This is a genomic window from Pseudomonas quasicaspiana, assembly GCF_021147825.1.
GTDB classification, from domain to species: domain Bacteria; phylum Pseudomonadota; class Gammaproteobacteria; order Pseudomonadales; family Pseudomonadaceae; genus Aquipseudomonas; species Aquipseudomonas quasicaspiana.
Map to the genome: position 1 here is coordinate 1 of NZ_JAGTPI010000026.1, position 23,183 is coordinate 23,183.

General features: G+C 57.6%; 20 protein-coding genes. 9 read left to right on the forward strand and 11 right to left on the reverse strand.

Annotated elements, in window-relative coordinates; translation table 11 throughout:
• Positions 1 to 107: 107 nt before the first annotated feature.
• The 7 genes from KDX30_RS16095 to argH all read right to left on the reverse strand — a co-directional run bounded on the left by KDX30_RS16095 (position 108) and on the right by argH (position 7,444).
• Positions 108 to 1,469 carry an MmgE/PrpD family protein gene (locus KDX30_RS16095; protein ID WP_231676891.1) on the reverse strand — a complete coding sequence of 454 codons (1,362 nt, stop codon included), beginning with the start codon at positions 1,467 to 1,469 and terminating at the stop codon, positions 108 to 110.
• 202 nt (positions 1,470 to 1,671) lie between these two features.
• Positions 1,672 to 2,574, reverse strand: coding sequence for a polysaccharide deacetylase family protein (locus KDX30_RS16100; protein WP_231676892.1), 903 nt, complete (start codon positions 2,572 to 2,574; stop codon positions 1,672 to 1,674).
• Positions 2,567 to 3,415: a polysaccharide deacetylase family protein gene (locus tag KDX30_RS16105; protein ID WP_231676893.1), complete on the reverse strand. Its 849-nt coding sequence runs from the start codon at positions 3,413 to 3,415 to the stop codon at positions 2,567 to 2,569. Before KDX30_RS16105 ends, KDX30_RS16100 begins: the two co-directional genes overlap by 8 nt.
• 59 nt (positions 3,416 to 3,474) lie before the next feature.
• Entirely contained in the window at positions 3,475 to 4,311 is an 837-nt protein-coding gene (locus KDX30_RS16110) for an ABC transporter substrate-binding protein (RefSeq protein ID WP_027901630.1), read from the reverse strand.
• Between the two features lie 28 nt (positions 4,312 to 4,339).
• On the reverse strand, positions 4,340 to 5,104 hold the full coding sequence (locus tag KDX30_RS16115; protein ID WP_231676894.1) for an amino acid ABC transporter ATP-binding protein: 765 nt from the start codon (positions 5,102 to 5,104) through the stop codon (positions 4,340 to 4,342).
• An 18-nt stretch (positions 5,105 to 5,122) separates the two neighbouring features.
• Positions 5,123 to 5,998 carry an amino acid ABC transporter permease gene (locus tag KDX30_RS16120; protein ID WP_099269033.1) on the reverse strand — a complete coding sequence of 292 codons (876 nt, stop codon included), beginning with the start codon at positions 5,996 to 5,998 and terminating at the stop codon, positions 5,123 to 5,125.
• Positions 5,999 to 6,016: 18 nt separating this feature from the next.
• Positions 6,017 to 7,444, reverse strand: a complete 1,428-nt coding sequence (argH, locus tag KDX30_RS16125) for an argininosuccinate lyase (RefSeq protein WP_231676895.1) — start codon at positions 7,442 to 7,444, stop codon at positions 6,017 to 6,019.
• Between the two features lie 176 nt (positions 7,445 to 7,620).
• Here argH and KDX30_RS16130 point away from each other — a divergent pair, with 176 nt between their 5' ends.
• The gene (locus tag KDX30_RS16130; RefSeq protein WP_231676896.1) at positions 7,621 to 8,592 is read left to right on the forward strand and encodes a LysR family transcriptional regulator; all 972 of its coding nucleotides are present in this window, start codon (positions 7,621 to 7,623) and stop codon (positions 8,590 to 8,592) included.
• A gap of 73 nt (positions 8,593 to 8,665) precedes the next feature.
• On the opposite strand, the gene KDX30_RS16135 is transcribed toward KDX30_RS16130, so the two are convergent.
• The gene (locus KDX30_RS16135; RefSeq protein WP_231676897.1) at positions 8,666 to 9,637 is read right to left on the reverse strand and encodes a LysR family transcriptional regulator; all 972 of its coding nucleotides are present in this window, start codon (positions 9,635 to 9,637) and stop codon (positions 8,666 to 8,668) included.
• 120 nt (positions 9,638 to 9,757) lie between these two features.
• Between KDX30_RS16135 and KDX30_RS16140 the strand changes: the two genes are divergently transcribed.
• The 3 genes from KDX30_RS16140 to KDX30_RS16150 all read left to right on the forward strand — a co-directional run bounded on the left by KDX30_RS16140 (position 9,758) and on the right by KDX30_RS16150 (position 12,913).
• Positions 9,758 to 10,534 carry a class II aldolase/adducin family protein gene (locus KDX30_RS16140; RefSeq protein WP_231676898.1) on the forward strand — a complete coding sequence of 259 codons (777 nt, stop codon included), beginning with the start codon at positions 9,758 to 9,760 and terminating at the stop codon, positions 10,532 to 10,534.
• The gene (locus KDX30_RS16145; protein WP_231676899.1) at positions 10,531 to 11,457 is read left to right on the forward strand and encodes a 2-hydroxyacid dehydrogenase; all 927 of its coding nucleotides are present in this window, start codon (positions 10,531 to 10,533) and stop codon (positions 11,455 to 11,457) included. Before KDX30_RS16140 ends, KDX30_RS16145 begins: the two co-directional genes overlap by 4 nt.
• Positions 11,458 to 11,662: 205 nt before the next feature.
• The gene (locus tag KDX30_RS16150) at positions 11,663 to 12,913 is read left to right on the forward strand and encodes an OprD family porin (RefSeq protein ID WP_099269039.1); all 1,251 of its coding nucleotides are present in this window, start codon (positions 11,663 to 11,665) and stop codon (positions 12,911 to 12,913) included.
• 74 nt (positions 12,914 to 12,987) lie between these two features.
• Here KDX30_RS16150 and KDX30_RS16155 read toward each other — a convergent pair whose 3' ends face one another.
• Complete coding sequence (locus KDX30_RS16155; RefSeq protein WP_231676900.1) at positions 12,988 to 13,929, reverse strand: NAD-dependent epimerase/dehydratase family protein; 942 nt, start codon at positions 13,927 to 13,929, stop codon at positions 12,988 to 12,990.
• Between the two features lie 177 nt (positions 13,930 to 14,106).
• On the reverse strand, positions 14,107 to 15,009 hold the full coding sequence (locus tag KDX30_RS16160; protein ID WP_231676901.1) for a LysR family transcriptional regulator: 903 nt from the start codon (positions 15,007 to 15,009) through the stop codon (positions 14,107 to 14,109).
• Positions 15,010 to 15,373: 364 nt separating this feature from the next.
• On the opposite strand from KDX30_RS16160, the gene KDX30_RS16165 reads away from it, so the two are divergent.
• From KDX30_RS16165 to ggt, 4 genes are all read left to right on the forward strand, one after another.
• The gene (locus KDX30_RS16165; RefSeq protein ID WP_231676902.1) at positions 15,374 to 16,135 is read left to right on the forward strand and encodes a sulfite exporter TauE/SafE family protein; all 762 of its coding nucleotides are present in this window, start codon (positions 15,374 to 15,376) and stop codon (positions 16,133 to 16,135) included.
• Between the two features lie 140 nt (positions 16,136 to 16,275).
• Entirely contained in the window at positions 16,276 to 16,872 is a 597-nt protein-coding gene (locus KDX30_RS16170) for an NAD(P)H-dependent oxidoreductase (RefSeq protein WP_231676903.1), read from the forward strand.
• Between the two features lie 143 nt (positions 16,873 to 17,015).
• Complete coding sequence (locus tag KDX30_RS16175) at positions 17,016 to 17,912, forward strand: LysR family transcriptional regulator (RefSeq protein WP_231676904.1); 897 nt, start codon at positions 17,016 to 17,018, stop codon at positions 17,910 to 17,912.
• Positions 17,913 to 18,111: 199 nt separating this feature from the next.
• Positions 18,112 to 19,779 (forward strand): gamma-glutamyltransferase, encoded by a 1,668-nt coding sequence (gene ggt / locus KDX30_RS16180; RefSeq protein ID WP_231676905.1) that lies wholly within the window; start codon positions 18,112 to 18,114, stop codon positions 19,777 to 19,779.
• Positions 19,780 to 20,529: 750 nt separating this feature from the next.
• On the opposite strand, the gene KDX30_RS16185 is transcribed toward ggt, so the two are convergent.
• Positions 20,530 to 22,113, reverse strand: coding sequence for a peptide chain release factor 3 (locus tag KDX30_RS16185; protein ID WP_027898184.1), 1,584 nt, complete (start codon positions 22,111 to 22,113; stop codon positions 20,530 to 20,532).
• A gap of 344 nt (positions 22,114 to 22,457) precedes the next feature.
• Between KDX30_RS16185 and KDX30_RS16190 the strand changes: the two genes are divergently transcribed.
• Positions 22,458 to 23,171 carry an ABC transporter permease gene (locus KDX30_RS16190; RefSeq protein WP_027898183.1) on the forward strand — a complete coding sequence of 238 codons (714 nt, stop codon included), beginning with the start codon at positions 22,458 to 22,460 and terminating at the stop codon, positions 23,169 to 23,171.
• Positions 23,172 to 23,183 lie beyond the last annotated feature (12 nt).

The window sequence follows — 23,183 nt, forward strand, 5'->3', positions numbered from 1 at the left end:
GGCTGGATGCGATCTAAAGTGAACCGCGTCCAGCCTTATCGCGAGCAAGCTCTGCTCCCACATTGGATTGCATTTCAGCGTCACATTTTTGGGCTTAGCCTTTGCGCTTAGGGGCTGCGCAACAGGTCCAGCATCTCCTGCAGATCAGTGATGTGCTGCAGGTTCATGCACAGTTCGCCCAGATGTTCGGACTGCATGGCGGGCAGGGCGCGGTTGGCCAGCGAGCTGTATTTCGCCCAGAGTTCGCCGTCGCCGATCGGGTTCAGCGGGCCGCCCAATGGGGTTTTTATTTGCAGGGTGGCGCTGCGTCCATCTTCGCTGACAAGCGTGACATACGGCTCATCCAGCGGTGCGAGGGACTCATCGACCTGCATCTGTATCTTCTGCATGAAGCCCAGCACGGCAGGTGACGTGCGGTTTATCTCTTCGTACGCATCCAGCCCCGCGTGACCCAGCAAGCAGCGCACTGCGAGGGCATAGGGCAAGCTCATTTGCGCAGCGGCCAGGGTCTTCGTGTCGATGCCCGCGCACATGTCCACCAGAAAGGCGCTGGCGTTGACCTGAATGGACGCGACGTGATCGGCGTTGATCTGCATTTCGTTCAACAGTTGGCCAATGGCATCAATGGCCGAGTGAGTACCCCGGCACGCCGCATAGGGTTTGATCGAGCAACGCGCCAGTTTCCAGACCACGCCCAGATCATCGGTCAGCGCCCGAGGCTGGGCCGTGTCGCGGGCGAGTGTGCGCAGAAATCCGCCCCATACGTCGTCGAACACCTGTGTCGGCCCGGTAATGCCTTCACGCGCCAGCAACGCAGCCAGCACACCACCTTCGGCGGGGCGTCCGGCATGGAGCTTTTTGCTGTCAGCGCCGTCGTGGATGAACGCCCACAAGCCGCCACTCATGCTGGCCGCCAGACCCAGTGCCGAGCCCGTCTGCTGTTCATCAAGTTTGAGCAATCGAGCACAGGCCGCAGCCGCGCCAAATACTCCGCAGGTGCCGGTGGAATGCCAGCCTGCTTCGTTATGTGGGGAATACCCTCCACAGGCCTCCAGCACCCGGCGCGCCACGTCGTAACCGAGCACCATGGCCGTGAGCAGTTCCTGGCCATCGGGCATTGGCTCGCACAAGGGCAATACCGCGAGCATGGCCGGGACGACGACCGCGCCGGAGTGATCGCAGCCACCAGCGTCATCCAGCTCCAGCGCGTGGGCGGCGATGCCATTGATCAGCGCTGCGTTTCGCGCTGACAACCCATAGTCGGCACCCCAGATCACCGATGCGCCTTCAGCCTCGCTGGCATTCATAGCGCGCAGCGCATTCTGGGTCAGCGGAGCTTGCGACCCGGCCAGCGCTGCGCCCAGGGTGTCGAGCAGATGCTGCTTGGCTTTGACGACCAGCGCTTCGGGCAGCTCATCGAATGAGGTGCGGCAGATGAACTGGCTGAGGGTTGCGACGGCGTTGGTCATAAAGAGAGGCTCATAAATTGGACGTTACCGCGATTTGGGTAGGCTCGGGTGCCATGACACCGCGCTGTCGCGAAGCAAACACTGGGACTGTAGGAGTGAGCTTGCTCGCGATTCGGTTTTTTGGTCGGCGAATTTATCGCCTGAATTGACGCTATCGCGAGCAAGCTCACTCCTACAGGTTCGATATATGCCGATGTAAATCTCAGGCTTTTTGGACTTTGTTGTGCCGCTCAAACACTGCCGCCGGGTGATCCTCAGGCACTGCACCGTGATTGCCACTCCACCAATCCGCAACTTCCTCAGCGGTGGCAAACCACACCTCCGGCTGCGCCTTGAGCCAGCTCAGCAGCTCCAGCAACAAACCACTTCGGCCGACGGTGCCGAGGGTTTCGGGATGCAGGCGCAACACGTAGCACAGGCCGAAACGGTGGAAGCCATTGAAGTCATGCTGCCAGTTTTTCAGCACCTCGGCGCTGGAGCCAATGCGCGCCTGGCTGACCGGCACCGCAGGCGCCAGGTTGAAGGCGAAGTACGGCTCGTCCTCCAGTTCGCAATGCAGCGGCAGTTCAACCAATGGTGCCGAGTCAACCTGCGTCGCTGGATGCAAATAGGGCAGATCATCGCCAGACCACGAGGAGGACCATGCGATACCTTCTGCACGCATTGCATCAACGAAGCCCGGCGCATAACTGCCTGCGGGCGCACGAAATCCGCTGGGACGCTGACCTGTCATCTCGGCAATCACCTGGCAGCCTTGCTTCAGAGAAGCGTGTTGCCCGGCAAGATCGAGTTGCGAAAAGTCTTCATGGCGATAGCCCGCGCAGGCGATTTCGTGGCCTGCTGCATGAATGGCCTGAATCACTTGTGGGTTCTCCTCGGCGACGATACCGGGGATGCACCAGGTCGATGGCAGGTTCTGATCCGCGAGAATCTGCAGCACCCGCTGCACGCCGCGTGTGGTGCCGTAGCGCCAGACCGACAGACTTTTATCGCGCCCGGCAATCGCCGGGACCTGGGTCAGGATGCCGTGAATATCGTTGTAATCAAAGGTGATGACCACTGCGCAACGATAAGGCGCGGGCCAGACGGATCTGGATTCAGTCATGCCGATGCTCCTTGAGCCAGAAGTTGGCGACATCGTTACAGGTGGCAAACCAGACGTCCGGGTGACTGTGCATGTGCTCCAGAAATCTCTCAAGAATGCCGATGCGCCCCGGCTTGCCGCTGATCTTGGGATGGAACAGCGTGGTCATGCACAGACCTTCGCGATAGGTGCCGTCGAACTCGCGACACCAATTGTCCAGCGTCTGGTCGTAACTGGCGATGCGGTCGAGCCCGGCCGGGTAATTCGGCGCACGGGTGTAGGCCAGCGAGGCGTAGTCATCCAGTTCCCAGCGGCCGGGGATTTCCACCAGTCCGTTTGGCTGACCGGGCACTTCGATGAAGTACGGGCGGTCATCGCCGCGCATGCTGCTGGAGTAGGTCACGCCGCAGTCCATGAGCAAGGAGGGTGTTTCTTTGTGCCAATCCCCCGAAGGCGTCCGGAAACCTGTGGCAGTGATGCCCAGATAGCGCTTGAAAATGTCGGCGCTGATCTTCATGACGCCGCGCTGGGCTTGCAGGTCCAGGGCGAAAAACGATTCATGACGATAGCCGTGATAAGCCACTTCGTGGCCGTGTTCGATGATTGCCTGGCATTGTCTGGGCCAGTTCTCCACGACCCAGGACGGGACGAAAAAGGTCGCCGGTGTCGCGTGGGCTTTGAGCATGTCCAGCAGACGTGGCAGTGCGCGATAGGGGCCGTAGCTGCCGAAGGTGAAGTATTCCGGTTTCTGCCAGATCGAGCCGTCGAGCATGGCTGCACCGGTCGGGCCATCCAGATCGAAGGCCAGGGCGACGCTGGCGCGGGCGTTGTTTGGCCAGCGCAGATCGTTAGAGGCAAACATGGGGAGTCTCCGCCTGTGTGAATATCACCCGCCCGGTCCCTGGGCGAGTGCAATCGCGCTTACTTGGCGCCGTTCAAGACAGCTTGTTCGACTGCGCCATTCTTGAGCTGCCACTTGCCGAGGATCTGCTCGTAAGTGCCGTCTTTGATCATGTCGTTGAGGGTGGCGATGATCGCGGTGCTCAACTCGGCGTTGTGCTTGGCAACGCCCAGGCCGGTCAACTGACGCGACAATGGCTCACCGATGACCTTGAACACGCCTGGCTCCTGGCCCTGAATGTACGGCAGGGTTTCGCTGCCTTGCACGGCGGCGTCCAGTCGCGACTGGCGCAGTTGCGCACGGGCATCGGCGCTGCCTTCGGTGCCAACGACAGTGATGGCCGGTTTACCGATAGCAACACAGTTCACTTCACTCCACTTGGCGATTTCCACCGGGAATGTGGTGCGACGGCTGGTGCCGATTTTCTTGCCGCACATGTCGGCAGTGGTCTTCAAATCCTTCTGGGATTCGAGTGTGTAGAACTGCGGGCCGGTGCTGAAGTAGTCAACGAAGTCTACAGTCTGCTGGCGCTCAGGCGTGTCGGTCATGCCCGACAGCACGATGTCGATACGGTTGGTTGCCAGACCGCTGACCATTTGTTCGAAAGCGGTTTCCTGCCACTTGATCTCGACACCCAGACGCTTGGCGATCTCGGTGCCCAGGTCGTAATCGACGCCGGTCAGTTTGCCGGTTGCAGGATCCTTGAAGTCCATCGGCGGATAGTTCGGAGCGATACCGGCGGTAATGTAGCCCTTGTCCTTGATGGATTTTGGCAACACGTGAGTGTCGGCTGCCCAGCTCGAAACCGAAATCAGGGCGGACAGTACGGCGGTAGCGGTAAGCGCGAAAGTTTTCAAATCGGACATCCTCAGCAAGGGTTTGAGTTCAGTTCAAAACGGCAGCAATAAAATCCTGGGTGCGTGGGTTGCGCGGGTTCATCAGCACGTCTTCGGGTGCCCCCGTCTCTATGATTTGCCCCGCATCCATGAACACCACGCGGTTGGCCACTTCCCGGGCAAACCCCAGTTCGTGAGTGACCACAATCATGGTCATGCCGCTCTTGGCCAGGTCACGCATGACCGACAGCACTTCGCCGACCAGCTCGGGATCGAGGGCCGACGTCGGCTCATCGAACAGCATCAGCTTGGGACGCATGGCCAAGGCCCGAGCGATGGCAACACGTTGTTGCTGACCACCTGAAAGCTCGATGGGATAAGCATTGGCCTTGGCTTCCAGGCCTACGCGCTTGAGCAGTTCCATGGCCAGTTCCCGGCAATCTTCAACGGGTTGACGCAGCACCTGCGACGGCCCTTCGATGATGTTTTCCAGCACGGTCATGTGCGCGAACAGGTTGAAGCGCTGAAACACCATGCCGGTCTTGAGCCGTTGCTTTGCGATCTGTACGTCGCTCAGCTCCACCAGCTTATGGCCGTCGGTGCGGTAGCCGAGGATTTCGTCATCCACCCACAAGCCGCCTGCATCGACCTTTTCCAGCTGGTTGATGCACCGCAGCAACGTGCTTTTGCCCGAGCCTGACGGGCCGATGATGCACAGCACTTCGCCGTGAGGGATTTCCAGATTCACGTTCTTGAGCGCCTGGAAGTCGCCGAAGAACTTGTTGACGTCTACTGCTTTGACGATGTTCAACATGATTGCGCCTCCTGGGGCTCAGTTACGTTTGCCAGCGCCGCGGGCGAAGCGTTTTTCCAGTCGGCTCTGACCCAGGGTCAGGATGGTCACGACCGCCAGATACCAGATGCCAGCCACGATCAGCAGCTCCATGACGCGGGCGTTGGCGTAGTAAATGTTCTGTGCGTTGTGCAGCAGCTCCGAATACTGAATGACGCTGGCCAGACTGGTCATTTTCACCATGCCGATGAACTCGTTGCTGACCGGCGGGATGATGATCCGCATGGCCTGAGGCAGGATGATCCGGCGCAATGCTTGCAGACGCGGCATGCCGATGGACTTGGCAGCTTCGTACTGGCCGCTGTCCACTGACAGCAGACCGGCACGCACCACTTCGGCCGTGTACGCGCCCTGATTGATACCCAGCCCCAGCAGTGCGGCGGCAAACGGCGTGATCACTTCAACAGTCTTGAACTCGAACAAACCGGGAATGCCCAGAGTCGGGAAGATCAACGCCAGGTTGAACCACAGCAGCAATTGCAGGATCAGCGGTGTACCGCGAAACAGCCAGGTGTAACCCTGAGCCACATAGCGCAGCAGCGGGTTCTGCGACATGCGCATCACCGCCACGATCACCCCGAGCACCACCCCCAGCGCCATGGCCAGGATGGACATGATGATGGTGTTCAACAGGCCGAACATGATCGATTCGGCGGTCAGAAATTGCCGCACGAAACCCCATTCGATATTGCCGTTGATGAAGGCATGAACCAGCCCGATCAACAGCACCACGATCAGTGTCGCTGAGGCATAACGACCGTAGTAACGACGTGGCACAACCTTGTAGGTCGAAATGTCGTACTTGGCCGCGAGTGAAGCGCGCTCGGCGCTCGCTGAAGCTTGAGGCTTTGACATGGAATGCTCTCCGTTGAATCAGCCGCGCGGACCCGCGTAGTCGAGTGCCCATTTTTCCTGTGCGACCAGTTGCGCTTTGAACCGCTCGATCTGCTCGGCCACCCGTACCGGCGACGTTCCGCCCCAGCCGCTGCGCGCCGCCAGTGCCGCTTCCAGCGTCAGTGCGTCGAGCACTTCTGGCGTCAGGCGTGAGTCGGTTGCGGCCAGTTGTTGGGTGCTGAGTTCTTCCAGGCCGATATTGTTTTCTTCGCAGAGCTGCACCAGCTTGCCGGTGATCTCGTGCGCTTCCTTGAACGGTACGCCGCGCACGGCCAGCCAGTCGGCAACTTCAGTGGCGAGGGTGAAGCCCAGTGGTGCCTGACGCAGCAATTCGTCAACGCGCACCTTCATGGTCTGGACCATGCCCGCGAAAGCAGGCAGCACCAGGTGCACGGTTTCCAGGCTGTCGAGAATGGCGTGTTTGTCTTCGCTCAAATCGCGGTTGTAAGACAGCGGCTGAGCCTTGAGCACGGCCAGAATGCCGGTCAGGCTGCCGATCAGCCGGCCTGATTTCCCGCGGGCCAGTTCGGCGATATCCGGGTTTTTTTTCTGCGGCATGATCGAGCTGCCGGTGGCGTAACCGTCGTCCAGTTCGATCCAGCGGAACTGGCGGGAAGTCCACAGGCAGAACTCTTCGGCCAGTCGCGAAATGTTGATGCCGAGCATGCTGCTGCAGAACAGGAATTCCGCGACGTGGTCGCGGCTGGCGACGGCGTCGATGGAGTTTTCGCAGGGGCCGCTGTAGCCCATTTCTGCCCCCGAGCGCTGCGGATCGCGAGCGATGGCCGAGCCTGCCAGAGCGGCCGCGCCGAGTGGCGACAGGTTGAAGCGTTTGTCCCAATCCTGCAGGCGCTGGATGTCACGATGAATCGCCTGAGCGTGCGCCATCAGGTGATGGGCGAACACGATCGGTTGCGCTTGTTGCAAGTGAGTAAAGCCCGGCGCGATGGTGTTGATGTGCTGCTCGGCTTGCGAGACCAACGCCTTCTGCAATTCGAGAATTGCCAGGGTCATGACCCGCACCTGATCACGCAGGAACAGCCGCATGTCATTAGCCGACTGGTCGTTGCGCGAACGACCTGCGCGCAGTTTGCCGCCCAGCGTGCCAAGGCGTTCGGTGAGCAGGCGTTCGATGAAGGTGTGTACGTCTTCGTCGGCGGCAATCGGTTCGATGTTGCCCGCGGCGAAGTCCACGTCGATGGTGCGCAAGGCTTCGATGATGCGTGCGGTTTCGTCGGCATCCAGCAGTCCGGCGCGGTTCAGCTCGTTGGCATGCGCCTTGGAGCCGGCGATGTCGTACGGCGTCAGGCGAAAGTAGGCGCGTGGGGAACGGGACAGGTTGGCCATGGCTTCGGCAGGGCCGGTCTTGAAACGTGCGCCCCAAAGGCGATCAGTGGCGTCAGACATGTAGATTCTCCGTTGGCACGTTGATTGCTCCACCCTGAACAACAGCGTGTTGTGCGATACGAACTGCGATGTGAAGATCGCGGGGCGAGCAAGGAATAAGTGGACTTACACTTAACGTTGAATTGATCAATTGAGAGGGATGCTAGAAAAAACCAACGCGCGGGGAAATGTTTTAAATGGCAAGTCAACTTACTGAAACTGGAAACCTGCCAAAAAGAAGTGGTGAAGCGGCGATGTCAATGGCCAGCGCCATGGACTTGAAACTCTTCAAGGTTTTTAGGGCAGTGGTTGAAGCGGGAGGATTTACCGCTGCACAGGTAGAACTGAATATCAGCCTGGCGGCAATCAGTAAGCAGATATCGGATCTTGAAATTCGACTGGGCATGCGCTTATGTACGCGAGGGCGGGAAAAGTTCTGCCTGACCGAACAAGGCAAGATTATCTACGACGCCAGCCTTGACCTGTTCATGGCGCTGGATAACTTTCGTGACCGCCTCGGTAATGTGCGTGGCGAGTTGCTCGGCGATTTGAATATCGCCGTCATCGATAACACCGTTTCAGATCCCGACTCCCCCTTGGTGGATGCCCTGAAAGCCTTGCAGCTAAAGGCTCCAAAGGCAAAGGTGCGGCTCAATGTGGCACCGTTGGACGAGATCGAACAAGGTATTCTCAAAGGCCGTTTTGCAGCCGGTATTGTGCCCGTGTATAGCGGTAAAGATGACTTTCAGGTGATCCCGCTGTATGACGAAGTGTCAGAACTTTACTGCTCGAACAGCCATCCATTTTTCGCCATGAGTGACGAAAGTGTCGATGAGAAGTGCCTGTCGGAAGCAGAGTTCGTCGAGCACGCTTATGCCGTCCATGCGGGCAAGTCGACACTGATGAGCCAGCGCGAAGTGACAGCTGTGGCCACTCAGGTTGAGGCCGTGGCGATCATGATAAAGACCGGCCGTTATCTGGGTTATTTACCCGTTCATTGGGCCAGAAGTTATGTCGAGCGTGGGGATATGCGCTCTATAAAGAGGCATAAATTCTCCATAGCCACACCGTTTAAACTGTTGTACAAGCAGCAGGTTCCACGCAACCCTTTGTTGGATGTTTTCCTCGAAATAATGCAGGAAAGTTCCAGCGCTAATAACCAGAGCTAATAAGGCAACAACTAGTGCGCGCTACTGGTGCATGTTACGGAAGTACCCGGTTGTCGCGCACCGGAACGGAACATCAAGGTGCGGATTGGCCATCAGTGGCCGTCTCGCGCAGGCGTTGAAGGAATACTGATTCGGCTTTGGTCAGGCGTTGCTCCAGATTCCACAGCAAGTTGATATCCACAGAACCCACACCTTCTTCAGGCGGCAAGCGCCACAAACGGCCGGTTGCCAATTCGTTCTGGCAGATGTGTTGCGGCAGGCATGCGATGCCAAATCCCGCCAGTACCAGACGTAAGACTTCCTGTGTATTGGCGGACGAAGCGACGATTTGTCCGGTGAGCTTGTGCAGGTCACGAAACTCGGCCAGCGACGACAGCGTGCCCCCCAGCAGATCCCCGGTGAAAATAATCAGTTGCTCGTTGCGCAGGTCGGCGAGGGTCAAATCGTCGCGCCCGTATAAAGGATGCTCGTCGCTGCAATAGAACGCGTAGTGCTCCTGAGTCATGCATTGCTGGCCAAGCCAGGCGGGCGCTGTGCGGTTGACTGCCAGGCCGAAGCTGGCGGTTTTCTGGGACAGCGAGCTAAGGATTGCGTCGCTGGATTGCACGTCTATTTCCAGGGTGATGCCGGGATAGTCGCGGTGCAATTGCGACAGAAACTTATCGTAGGCGGGGCAGCGAATCCCGCTCACCGTCAGCATCCGCACTTTGCCTACGACCTGATCGCTGCTGCGCTCCAGTGCCGCGTCCAGCTGGGTGAAATGGCTCTGCACTTCCGCTGCTACGCGCAGCGTTTCAATGCCCGACTGAGTCAACAGAAAGCGCGGCCCGCGACGTTCGATCAGCGCAGCTCCCAGTTGCTCTTCAAGACGCTTGATCGCTTGACTGACGGCGGGCTGGGACAGGTGCAGCCTTGCGGCGGCGCGGCTGATGCTCAGCTCTTGCGCGACGACTTGAAAGGTACGCAACAGATTCCAGTCCAGCCGCTCGCCCAACGGCCGCGAAGACGGACGAGGAATGGCTACCGGGCTTGTCGATTGAGTCACTGCACAGCCTTTATTGGTGAAAAAAATAATGAATATAAGCAATGGCGAATTGAACTGCTTTGCCCTTTGCTCTTAAAAAGGCTGCACAAATTGCGCCATGACCTTTTGATGGAACCCACGATGTCCGCTCCCGCCAGCCACGATCGGCTACCGCTGCACATGCCCGAGACCGAACGCAACGCCCGCTGCGAACTCGCTGCGCTCTACCGTTTGCTGGCTCACTACCGCATGACCGACCTGATCGATACGCACATTTCCCTGCGGCTGCCGGGCGACAGCGGACACTTCCTGATCAATCGCTATGGCACCCTTTTCGAACGCATGAGTGCCAGCACGCTGGTGAAGATCGATAGCGAGGGTAACGTCGTCGACGAGTTTTACCCTGAGCACCGCGTCAACCGTGCGGGCTTCGTTATCCATTCTGCGATTCATGCGGCGCGCCCCGATGCGCACTGTGTGATTCATACCCACACCGCGGCAGGTATCGCCGTGTCGGCGCAACGGGCAGGGTTGCTGCCGTTGAGTCAGCACGCATTGAAGTTCTACAACCGTCTGAGTTATCACACCTACGAAGGTATCGCGGTTGATGTCGCAGAGCGTGAGCGTCTGGTGGCCGACCTGGGCAGCAACAACGCGATGATCCTGCGCAATCACGGCCTGTTGGTCGCCGGTGGTTCCACGGCCGAAGCGTTCGCCAATATCTACTTCCTGGAGCGAGCCTGTCAGGCGCAGGTTCACGCGCTGGCCGGTGGCGTCGAGCTGGTACAGCCAGACCCACACATCTGCGAGCACACCGCGCAACAGTTCGAAGCCGACGACAGCGAAGGCATCACCGAACTGGCCTGGCAGGCGGCATTGGAACTGATTGCCAGCCAGCGTGACGAGTATTGCTCATGAAGCCTCTGGTGTTGCTTGGCACAGGAGGTGGCCTGGGGCGTGTTCGTGAAAAACTCTTGGCGCTGGACCCGTCACTGACGATTCTGCGGCCGGGCGAAGCCGGTGCGCAGGGCGCTGAAGTTGCACTCTGTTGGAACCCGTCGCCAGGCGATCTGGGAATGTTTCCCAAGCTGCGTCTTATTCATTCCATTGCTGCCGGTGCTGATCAGATCTTCAAGGATCCAAGTCGGCCAGCGCATGTTCCGGTCTGTCGCATCATTGATCCGGACCATCGACTGGGCATGATCGAATACGTTCTATGGGGTGTGCTGCACTATCATCGTGGCTTTGATCAGATGCTGAAAAATCAGGCCCGCGTGGTCTGGCATCGACCCGGGCAGCAACCGGCCAAGCAAACCCGAGTGGGCGTTATGGGGCTTGGCGAGCTGGGGCGCGCCGTTGCGGTGCAACTGGCCGGGCTGGGTTTCGATACCCGCGGCTGGGCCCGTCGTGCGCAGCAGGTTGAGGGCGTAAAAACCTTTCAATTGGCTGAATTCAATGAGTTTTTGCAGGATCTGGACATCTTGGTCTGTTTATTGCCTCTTACCACAGAGACAGTTGGCATTCTGAATAACGAGACCTTCGCGCCCATGACGAAAGGCTCGGTCATCATCAACTGCGGTCGTGGCGAACACCTGCGTCGCGACGACTTGTTAGCCGCGCTGGACAGCGGTCAATTGCGTGGCGCTTTGCTGGATGTATTCGAGCAGGAACCATTACCCACGGACGACTCATTCTGGCGCCATCCGCAGATATGCGTGACGCCGCACATTGCTTCATCCGCTTCCTACGAAGTGATAGCTGAACAGATTCTTGGAAACCTGAAACGCCTTGATGCGGATTTACCCTTGGCGAATCAGGTCAACCCGGAACAGGGCTACTAGGGAGAGTAGTAACAAGCCAGACCTGGGTTGGGGGCTTCTTGGGGAGAAGAAGCCGGGACTGGTTGTGTGTGGGAACAACGGCTTGATCTATAAGAAATGCCATCGCGAATGTATTGGCAAAGGAAACAACCCCTTCTGAATCTGCCAATAAATATCCGCTCGCCCAACGAAGGCAGGCGGATGCGATAACCAACGGAGCGCAGTAATGAATGTTAGCAAGCTAAGTGTCATTGCCCTGGCAGTGGCAGCGGGATCTGTGCAGCCGGTTTTTGCTGATTCGCAGGCAGACGCTACGGGTTTTCTGGAAGGCGCCAAGTTGAACGTCAAGGCGCGCAACATGTACATGAACCGCGACCAGCGTGCTCGCAACTCAGGCGACACCGGCGAAGAGTGGGCGCAAGGCTTCATCGGCAACTTTGAATCCGGCTTCACTCAAGGCACCATCGGTTTTGGTCTGGATGCGATCGGCATGTACGGTCTGAAGCTGGATACTGGCGATGGTCGCACTGGCCGCGGTACCGGTTTGCTTGAGCAGGAAGATGGCGGCACCCATGCCAAAGACGGCTACGGATATGCTGGCGCTGCGGTCAAAATGCGCGTTTCCAAAACCGTGTTGAAGTTTGGCGACCAGATCGTCAACAACCCGGTCTTCGCGACGTCTGACAGCCGTCTGTTGCCGGAAACGGCTCAAGGTCTGTTGGTCACCAGTAACGAAATTGACAATTTGACCCTGCAAGGTGGTCACTTCACCTCGCTGAAAAGCCGTAACTCGAGCAACCACGACAGCGGTGGCCTGGATGTCATCAACTTCGGTGGCGGTTTGTACAAGTTCAACAAGAACCTGTCGGCCAGTGCTTACTACTCGAACGTTGAAGACGTATGGCGCAAATACTACGGCAGCCTGACTTACGCTTTGGCGTTGTCGCCACAGGACGTCGTGAAGTTCGACCTTAACGGTTACGACACCAAAAGCATCGGCGCTGAAGAGCGGGGCGTTTACGACAGCACTATCTGGAGTCTGACGGCGTCCTACACCCTCGGTGCGCACACCTTCCTGGTTGGCCGTCAGGTGGTGAATGGCACCAACAACTACGATTACGGTGTTGACGGTAACAGCACCATCTTCGTCGGCAACTCGGTTCAATTCTCTGACTTCAACCATGAAAACGAGAAGTCCTGGCAGGCACGCTATGACTTGAACATGGCGCTCTACGGCGTGCCGGGCCTGAGCTTCATGACGCGTTATGTCATGGGTTCCGATGCGACCACCGCGACCCGCGACAATATCAACGCTTGGGAGCGTGATATCGAAGCCAAGTACGTCGTCCAGTCTGGCCCGGCCAAGGACCTGAGCTTCCGTGTGCGTAATGCGACCTATCGCAGTGGCGCTTCGGACTTCAACTCGAAAGTCGACGACACTCGTCTGATCATCGAATACCCGATCAGCATCCTGTAATAAATTTCGATCCCCATCGAAATATGGCCCGCCCCGGATTCATCCTCCGGAGCGGGTTTTTTATGGGCGCGTGTTCAAGTGTTCAATGTGCGGTAATCACGACCGCTTTTGATCAGCGCATCAATGGTCGCCAGGGGCGGGGTCCAGCCGAGCAGGCGACGCGCTTTATCCGAATCAACCACCAGCGATGCACACAGCGTGGAATACATAGGGCCTTTGCCCAACAGCCTTGCCCCGCGACGCAATAACGACGCAGGCACAGGCACCAGCCGGGCTGAGCAGCCCATTCCATTGGCCAGGTGCTTCACCAATTCAGCGGTCGAGAGGTCAGCGCCGTCCGAAATCAGGAACAGTTCGTTGGCAGCGGCAGGGTGTCTGACACACAGCGCGATGAAATCCACCAGATTCTCTAAGGCAATTATGCTGCGCCGGTTATGAATGGCAGCAAACGGCATGGGCACCCCGGAGCGAACCCACTGCATCAACTTCGAAAAATTCCTCGGCGCATGGCCCGCGTAGACCAGTGGTGGACGGATGATCACCAGGTCCATGGCTGTGCCGTGTAACAGCTTTTGCAGCGCTTGCTCCGCTTCGAGTTTTGACCGTGCGTAATCATCCGTCGGAACGGGCAGGGATATTTCGTTGAAAGGGGCATGGCGGGTTGTCGAGCCATTGACGCCGACCGAGCTGATGAAAATGAAACGTTGCGTGCCCGCAGACAATGCTTGCTGCGCCAGGGCCAGCGTGCCGTCGACATTGGTGCTTCTGAGTTCTTCCAGCGTACTGCCGCGGGTGGCGAGATGGGCTGCAACATGGATAACCGCATCAACGCCTTGCAGGGCGGCTGACCAGTCGGTCGCGGCATTTGCGGTGCCTACTTCAATCAGTGGTGCCACCGACGGCTCAGGATTTTGCTGGCGGGTCGAACCTGTCACCTGGTATTGAGGCTCTGTAGCAAGCCTGTGCAGCAATGCTTTACCGATAAAACCTGTTGCGCCTGTGACGAGTATTTTCATGGTTTTCCTGATGTGCCGTTAGCTATTGCTGCAATCAGGATAGTAGGGGGATTGGGGACTGCTGACGGTTGAAGAAAAAAGCCCCGATTGTGCCTGCTACAAAGAACTGTAGGAGCGCACGAGCACCTACAGATCCAGTGTTTTCCGTGGGGCAGCACCTCCTGCCTGAAGTGCGCTTCAATTCGGGGCCTGTTCGCCTTTCATGCTCAACGCTGCCAGCAATACCGCCGCATACCCCGGCAATGCAGCGAAATCCACCGCGCACAGGAGCAATTGCCGGTCGGCCCATGCGTCGCTCAATGGCACACTTTTGAAGGTGTGCGGCCCTTGCCAGCGTTGCACCGCGGCTTGCGGCACTATGCTCAATCCCGCGCCATGGCTGACCATCCGGATCGCTGCGTCAAAGCCTTCAGCTCGCACCCTGATGCGCAGTCGTTTACCAAGATGCAACGCTTGTGCTTCCAGGTGCAGGGCCAGGGCACTGTTGGCCGACAGACCGACGAATTCATAATCCAGCGCCTGGTTGAAATGCAGTTTTGGCTCGCGCTGCAACGTGTGATCGAGCGGCATGATCAGGCTCAATGGATCCGCTCGAAACGGCCGGGTCTGCAGGTCACTGGCGTCGACTGCGTCGGAAATAATCCCGATGTCGGCCGTGCCATTGCGCAACGCATGAATGATGCGCAGGCTGGAATGCTCTTCAACTTCAATGTCGATGTGCGGATGGCTGACCAGGAAGTCCGCCAGCAGCTCTGGCAGATGCTCGCTGAGGGTTGAGCTGTTGCACAGCAGGCGCACTTGTCCCTTGAATCCCTTGGCATAGTCCGCGAGATCAAACTGCATGCGCTCGACCTGTTGCAGAATCAGCCGTGCGTGCTGCACAAGCGCCTTGCCAGCAGCCGTTGGCGTCACGCCGCGCCGACCGCGTTCAAGCAGCGGAATGTTCAGCGAGGTCTCAATCCCCCGAATTCGCGCACTCGCCGATGCCAGCGACAGATGACTGCGTGCCGCTCCGGCGGTGATGTTGCCGCTTTCCAGCACATTCAGGAACAGGCGTAGATCAATCAAATCGAAGTGCATGTGGGTTTGTCCGGTGTGGCTCATCTCAAAACAATGCAGACCACCGCATTGAAATACATTTTCTGTAGAAGTCGCCCCGGTGTCCCTGACACCACGCGGTCGTGCAGCAAACATGGACTCTGTAGGAGCGCACGAGCACCGCGAGGCCGCGATAGCGGTGTGTCAGGCAGTACGCCATCGCTGCCTCGCGGTGCTCGTGAGCTCCTACAGAAAAGTATTCCAGATCAGGGAATTACATTTTGGTTGATGAGAGTTGCACAAGGAATTCAGACAGCAGCAAGCAAAAACAGCCTATGTCTCTGCCTGAGGCTGGCTCAGTATATGGCGAATTTTCCAATACGGTCTGCGCTGCCAATATACGGCCATGAACGACATTATCGAGCACTATCAAACACTCGGTTGGGCCTTATCAGGGCTGGTGATGGGGGCTTTTTTGCTCGCCGGAACCGTGAAGGGCGTGATCGGCCTTGGCTTGCCGACCGTGGCCATGGGGTTGCTCGGGATGGTTATGCTTCCGGCGCAGGCAGCCGCATTGCTGATCATTCCTTCGACCGTGACCAATGTCTGGCAACTGATAACTGGCGGTCATCTGATCCCGCTGCTCAAGCGGCTTTGGCCCATGTTGCTGATGATCGCTCTGGGCACGGTCTTGGGGTCCATGGTCATCGGCATCAGCAGCGGCCCATTGATGACCCGGGCGTTAGGCGCGGCCTTATTGCTTTATGCCTTGAGCGGCCTGTTTTTACCGACCCTGCGTATTGCGCCACGCCATGAAGTCTGGCTAGGCCCGGCGTGCGGTTTTGTCACTGGCGTGATCACCTCGGCCACCGGGGTGTTTGTGATTCCCGCCGTGCCTTACTTGCAGGCATTGGGGCTGGAACGTGACGCACTGGTGCAGGCGTTGGGTCTTTCTTTCACGGTTTCCACGCTAGCGTTGGCCGGTGGTCTGTTCTGGAATGGCGCACTGGGCGGCGGCGAGCTGGGCGCTTCGGTTCTGGCGTTGATCCCTGCGCTGCTGGGTATGTGGTTCGGGCAGTGGCTGCGTCAACGGATCAGCGCGAAGGTGTTCAAACGCGTGTTCTTTATCGGTATGGGAGCGTTGGGTTTACATCTGTTGCTCGGCTAGCGGTTTCAATAATGTGAGGCTTATTCGTGCTTGTGGATCAAAAGTTATTTGACCTTGCCGGCCTTATTCTCACAGACCTCAGCCTGTATCTTTCGCCCATCAAATTTAATGACCCTCCCTTTTACTTGATGGGGTAACACATGAAAAAGATTCTGTTATTGAACGGCGGCAAACAATTCGCTCACTCCGATGGTCGTTACAACGCCACCCTGCATGAAGCGGCGGTGGCGTATCTGGATCGCTCCGGGTTCGACGTCAAAGAAACCTTCATTGACGGGGGTTACAACATCATTGATGAAGTGCAGAAGTACCTGTGGGCTGATGTGATCATTTATCAGATGCCAGGCTGGTGGATGGGCGCTCCTTGGACCGTCAAGAAGTACATCGACGAAGTCTTCACCGAAGGCCACGGTTCGCTGTACGCCAACGATGGTCGTACCCGTTCCGATGCGTCGCAGAAATACGGCAGTGGAGGCTTGCTCAAGGGCAAGCAGTACATGATTTCCGCTACCTGGAACGCGCCACAGCAAGCGTTCGAAGACCCGACTGATTTCTTTGAAGGCAAGGGTGTGGATGCGGTGTATTTCCCGTTCCACAAAGCCAACGAGTTCCTCGACATGACCGCTTTGCCGACTTTCCTGGCGGTGGATGTCATGAAGATGCCGAATATCGAGAACGACGTGAAGCGTTACGAAGCGCATCTGGCGCAGGTGTTTGGGGTTCAATCGCAGGTTTGAGAGGCGACACAGCCCCTGTGGGAGCGAATTGTGTTTGCAGGCCAGCATAGAATCTTCCACAGCTCCGGCGCTTCAGTATTGGTTTTCAACCCCTGCTCAAAAATAGCGCTAATATCCCGCGTATTTTCGAGCGGAGTACATGGATGAAAGCCCGGTCTGACGAATTACAGGTATTTGTTTCAGTCATCGAAAGCGGTTCAATTTCTGCCGCGGCCGAGCAGATCGGACAGACGCCATCGGCCATCAGCCGTACGCTGTCGCGCCTCGAAGCCAAGCTGGAAACCACCCTGATCAACCGCACCACGCGGCGCATGGACCTGACGGAAGAGGGCAAGTACTTCCTCGAGCAGGCCCGACAGATCCTGGCGCAAATGGAAGACCTCGAAGAGCGCCTGTCATTGCGTCACCAGACCCCGGCCGGGCGTTTGCGGATCAACGCGGCATCGCCGTTCATGTTCCATTCGGTCGTACCTTACGTGGCCGAGTTTCGTCAGCGTTATCCGGAGATCCAGCTGGAACTCAACACCAACGACCTGATCATCGATCTGCTGGAACAAAATACAGACGTCGCCATCCGGATCGGCAACCTCGCAGATTCAACGCTGCATGCCCGTTTTCTGGGCAGTAGCCCACTGAATATTCTGGCCAGCCCGGCTTATCTTGAGCGCCATGGTCAGCCCAAAACCGTAGCGTCATTGAGCAACCACGTACTGCTGGGTTTCACCCACACCGAAACCCTCAACCATTGGCCGCTGCGCCATACCGAAGGTGATCGTTTACTGATCCAGCCCGCTATTTCTGCGTCCAGCGGCGAGACCCTGCGCCATCTGGCATTGGCGGGAGAGGGCATCGTCTGTCTTTCGCACTTCATGACCCACGAAGACATCCGCCTCGGTCGCCTCAAAGTCATTCTGCCCAACGCCAACAGCGGTCATCGCCAGCCGATCCATGCGGTGTATTACCGCAACTCACAGCTGGCGCTCAGGATTCAATGCTTCCTGGATTTCATTCAGGAGAAGATGGCGGGGTATGTGGTTTAGTTGGCCTCTTGCGACTAGACCGCGACGATTCAACAAGACTGTGAGTGCATTCTCTGTAGGAGCTGCCGAAGGCTGCGAAGCATTCATTCTGACACACCACCATCGCAGCCTTCGGCAGCTCCTACAGGTCTAAAATTTGCGTTTACGGCCTCACTGGTCATTAATCAACCTCGTCTGACCTTCACATTAAGGAAGCCTCATGCGAGTGGTTATGTTCAAGACACTGGCTTTGTCAGTGGCAATCTTCAGTTCATCTTCAGTATTCGCAGTCACGCTTGAGGGCGGCGCGGTAGCGTCGCCTGATGAGTACGGCGCAAAAGTAGCCGCCGATGTGCTGCGCAAAGGCGGCAATGCGGTGGACGCCGCGGTCGCTACCGCATTCACGCTGGCCGTTACCTACCCCGAGGCGGGCAACATTGGTGGCGGTGGCTTCATGACCTTGTTCATGAATGGCAAACCGTACTTCCTCGATTACCGTGAGACGGCGCCCAAAACGGCCAGCCGTAACATGTACCTCAACGAAAAAGGCGAGGTGATCGAAAACATGAGCCTGGTCGGTGCCCGCGCAGTCGGCGTGCCGGGTACGGTTATGGGGCTGTGGGAAGCGCATCAAAAATTCGGCAAGCTGAAATGGGCTGAGTTGCTGACCCCCGCGATTGGCTATGCGCAGAACGGCTTCAAAGTGGCTGAAAAACAATACATGTACCGTCAGGAAGCCCTGGAGCTGTTCAAGGGCACCACCAATTTCAACGATTACTTTGGCAGCATGAAAGTTGGTGAAACCTTGCGTCAGCCTGAGCTGGCCAAGACCCTGGAACGCATCGCCAACAAGGGTGCGGATGAGTTCTATAAGGGTGAGACCGCTGATCTATTGGTCAAGCAAATGGAGCATGACAAAGGTCTGGTGACCAAACAGGATCTTGCTGATTACAAAGCGCTTTGGCGCAAGCCGCTGCACGTCAACTGGCAGGGCAACACCTTGTACACCGCGCCTTTGCCCAGCTCAGGTGGAGTCGCGCTGGCGCAACTGATAGGCATCAAAGAGCAGCGAGCTGATGACTTCAAAGGCGTGGCGTTGAATTCCGCCAAGTACATTCACCTGCTGGCGGAAATCGAAAAGCGCGTGTTCGCTGACCGGGCTGATTACCTGGGCGACCCGAACTTCACCAAGGCCCCCGTTGCAGAATTGATCGACCCGAGTTATCTGGCCAAGCGCGCGAATGAGATCAATCCGACCGCCATCTCTCCAACCGAAAACGTCAAACCGGGGCTGGAACCGCATCAGACCACGCACTTCTCGATCGTCGACAAGCAGGGCAACGCGGTCAGCAATACCTATACGTTGAACTGGGATTACGGCAGTGGCGTGGTGGTGAAGGGCGGGGGTTTCTTGCTCAACGATGAGATGGACGACTTCAGCTCCAAGCCGGGGGTCGCTAATGCGTTTGGCGTAGTGGGCGGTAGCGCCAATGCCATCGAGCCGGGCAAGCGCATGCTGTCGTCGATGAGCCCGAGCCTGGTGACGCGTGACGGTCAGGTAACGCTGGTATTGGGCACGCCCGGCGGCTCGCGGATCTTCACCTCGATCTTTCAGGTGCTGAATAACATCTACGACTACAAACTCCCGCTCAAGGAAGCCGTGGGTGCGCAACGCGTGCATCACCAGTTATTGCCCAAGGATACGATCTATTACGATTCCCACGCGCCTTTGACTGGCAAGGTTGCCGATGAGCTGAAAGCCATGGGTTACACGCTCGAAGATCAGGGCTGGGAGATGGGTAACGTGCAGGCAATCAAAGTGGACGGCACGAAGCTGGAAACAGCCTCGGATCCGCGGGGCAGGGGAGTGGGGATGGTGGTGCGGTAGTTATCGATGTGGATGTGGCGCATTTCCCTGTGGGAGCGAATTCATTCGCGAAAGCGGTGTGTCAGACCCGAATTTTATTCAGGTCTGCCCTCTTCGCGAATGAATTCGCTCCCACAGAAAATCCGGTTTCAGTCCGGCATTCATGCAATGTTCAAGCGGCGCGGCGCGGTGTCAGAACCGCGCATCTTTTACTTAATGATGCTCACGCGTAGCGCGGAATTTCACATCCGCCCAGCGCCCGCTCTGATCTGCGGGCAGGGGAGTGGGGGGGGCGGTAGTTATCGATGTGGATGTGGCGCATTTCCCTGTGGGAGCGAATTCATTCGCGAAAGCGGTGTGTCAGACCCGGATTCTATTCAGGTCTGCCCTCTTGGCGAATGAATTCGCTCCCACAGAAAATCCGGTTTCAGTCCGGGCATTCATGCAATGTTCAAGCGGCGCGGTGTCAGATACACCGCGCATCTTTTACTTAATGATGCTCACGCGTCGCGCGGAATTTCACATCTGCCCAGCGCCCGCTCTGATCTGCGGGCAGGGGAGTGGGGATGGTGGTGCGGTAGTTATCGATGTGGATGTGGCGCATTTCCCTGTGGGAGCGAATTCATTCGCGAAAGCGGTGTGTCAGACCCGGATTTTATTCAGGTCTGCCCTCTTCGCGAATGAATTCGCTCCCACAGAAATCCGGTTTCAGTCCGGGCATTCATGCAATGTTCAAGCGGCGCGGTGTCAGATCCACCGCGCATCTTTTACTTAATGATGCTCACGCGTTGCGCGGAATTTCACATCCGCCCAGCGCTCTTCCATCAAGGCCAGGTTAACCCGTGTTGGGGCCAGGTAGGTCAGGTGACCGCCGCCGTCCATCGCCAGGTTTTCCACCGCTTTGACTTCAAACTCTTCGAGCTTCTTCTTGTCTGCGCAATCGATCCAGCGGGCTGAATACACGGTGATCGGCTCGTATGCGCATTCGACTTTGTATTCTTCCTTCAAGCGGCTTGCCACCACATCGAACTGCAGCACACCGACGGCGCCGAGAATGATGTCGTTGCTGCGCAGCGGGAAGAACACCTGAGTGGCGCCTTCTTCAGCGAGTTGCTGCAGGCCCTGACGCAATTGCTTGGACTTGAGCGGATCCTTTAGACGCACGCGGCGGAACAGTTCCGGGGCGAAGTGTGGGATACCGGTGAAGCCCAGGCTTTCGCCTTCGGTGAAGGTATCGCCGATCTGGATCGTGCCGTGGTTGTGCAAACCGATGATGTCGCCCGCATAGGCCTCTTCAAGCATTTCACGCTCGGAGGAGAAGAACGTCAGCGCGTCGCCGATCCGCACGTCTTTGCCCAAACGGACATGGCGCATTTTCATGCCCTTGTCGTAGCGGCCCGAGCAGATACGCATGAACGCGATACGGTCGCGGTGCTTCGGGTCCATGTTCGCCTGGATCTTGAACACGAAACCGCTGAACTTCTCTTCAACCGGTTCAACAGTACGCTCATTGGCAACACGGGCCAAAGGCTTCGGCGCCCAGTTCACAACGGCATCAAGTACGTGATCGACACCAAAGTTGCCCAGCGCAGTACCGAAGAACACCGGCGTCAGCTGACCGTTGATGAACTCTTCCTGATTGAACTCGTGGCAGGCGCCTTGCACCAGTTCCAGCTGTTCAACGAAACGGTCGTACTCGTCGCCCAGGTGAGCGCGGGCTTCGTCCGAATCCAGCTTCTCGATGATACGAACGTCAGTGCGCTCGTGGCCATGACCGGCGGTGTAAACAATGATGTAGTCGTCAGCCAGGTGATAGACACCCTTGAAGTCGCGGTAGCAACCAATCGGCCAGGTGATCGGCGCGGCTTTGATCTTCAGGACAGCTTCGATCTCGTCCAGCAACTCGATCGGGTCGCGAATATCGCGGTCGAGTTTGTTGATGAAGCTGACGATCGGCGTATCACGCAGACGGCAAACGTCCATCAGGGCGATGGTCCGTGGCTCAACCCCTTTACCGCCATCGAGCACCATCAGCGCCGAGTCGACGGCGGTCAGGGTGCGATAGGTGTCTTCGGAGAAGTCTTCGTGGCCCGGGGTGTCGAGCAGGTTGATCATGTGATCGCGATACGGGAACTGCATGACCGAGGTGGTGATGGAGATGCCGCGTTGCTTCTCCATTTCCATCCAGTCGGATGTCGCGTGACGATCTGATTTACGAGATTTCACCGTGCCAGCGACGGAAATGGCCTTGCCCATCAACAGCAGTTTTTCTGTGATGGTGGTTTTACCCGCATCCGGGTGGGAAATAATGGCGAAAGTGCGGCGTTTCGCGACTTCGGCGGCCTGTTGGGTCATGGGAAATCGCCTGGCAGGTGAGTCAAAAAAGGGCGCAGATTATAGCCTATCTGATAGCAATAACCGAACCGTTCAGCACATGGTCGGTGGCCAATTACCATCTTGTGTGGGAACCTTTCGGGTCGTGGAGACGTCCATTCCCCCGTCAAGGCCAGTAAAACGGCCAACTTCAGGGGCTGATTCATCAGCATGTTGGCTTGACGAAGCTGCGCTAATGGCTTGTGTTTTCGCCGAGGGCAACCTCAATGGCGACCCACCCGCTGCTCTTCGCGAACGTTATTCCTGATCACCTGCAAGGGTCGATCACGGCAACGCGTTCGCCGACTGAAATAAGGAGTCCGCCTGTGGCTAATCGCTATGGCAAGGGGCTGATTGGAGGTGCGGTTGTAATCGCACTCCTGGCCCTGCTGATCCACTGGATCGGCATCAGTACTATCAAGCAATACCAGGATGACCTGCTGTTCTATCTGCAAGCTCACCTGATTCTGGTTCTGGTTTCAATGTTGGCGGCCCTCGTGGTCGGGATCCCGGCGGGCATTGCCCTTAGTCGACCAAGCATGGTTGGCCGTGCCGAACGCTTCATGCAGATCTTCAACATTGGTAACACCGTTCCCCCTCTCGCCGTTCTGGCCATTGCCCTCGGGATTCTCGGGATTGGTAGTGGGCCTGCGATCTTCGCGCTGTTCCTCGCCTCGTTGTTGCCCATCGTACGCAACACCTACGAAGGCCTGAAAAACGTTCAGGGTTCACTCAAGGAAGCAGCCACTGGTATCGGCATGACGCCGCGCCAAGTCCTGTGGCAAGTCGAATTGCCTAACGCCGTACCGATCATCGTCGGTGGTGTGCGTGTCGCGCTGGCCATCAACGTTGGTACCGCGCCTTTGGCCTTCCTGATCGGTGCCAACAGCCTTGGCAGTCTGATCTTCCCGGGCATCGCCTTGAACAATCAGCCGCAACTGGTGCTGGGTGCAGCGTGTACCGCTCTGCTGGCGTTGCTGCTTGATGGTCTGGTGACTCTTGCCAGTCGTACCTGGCTGGAACGTGGCCTGACTCGCTGAGCGAAAGGAATA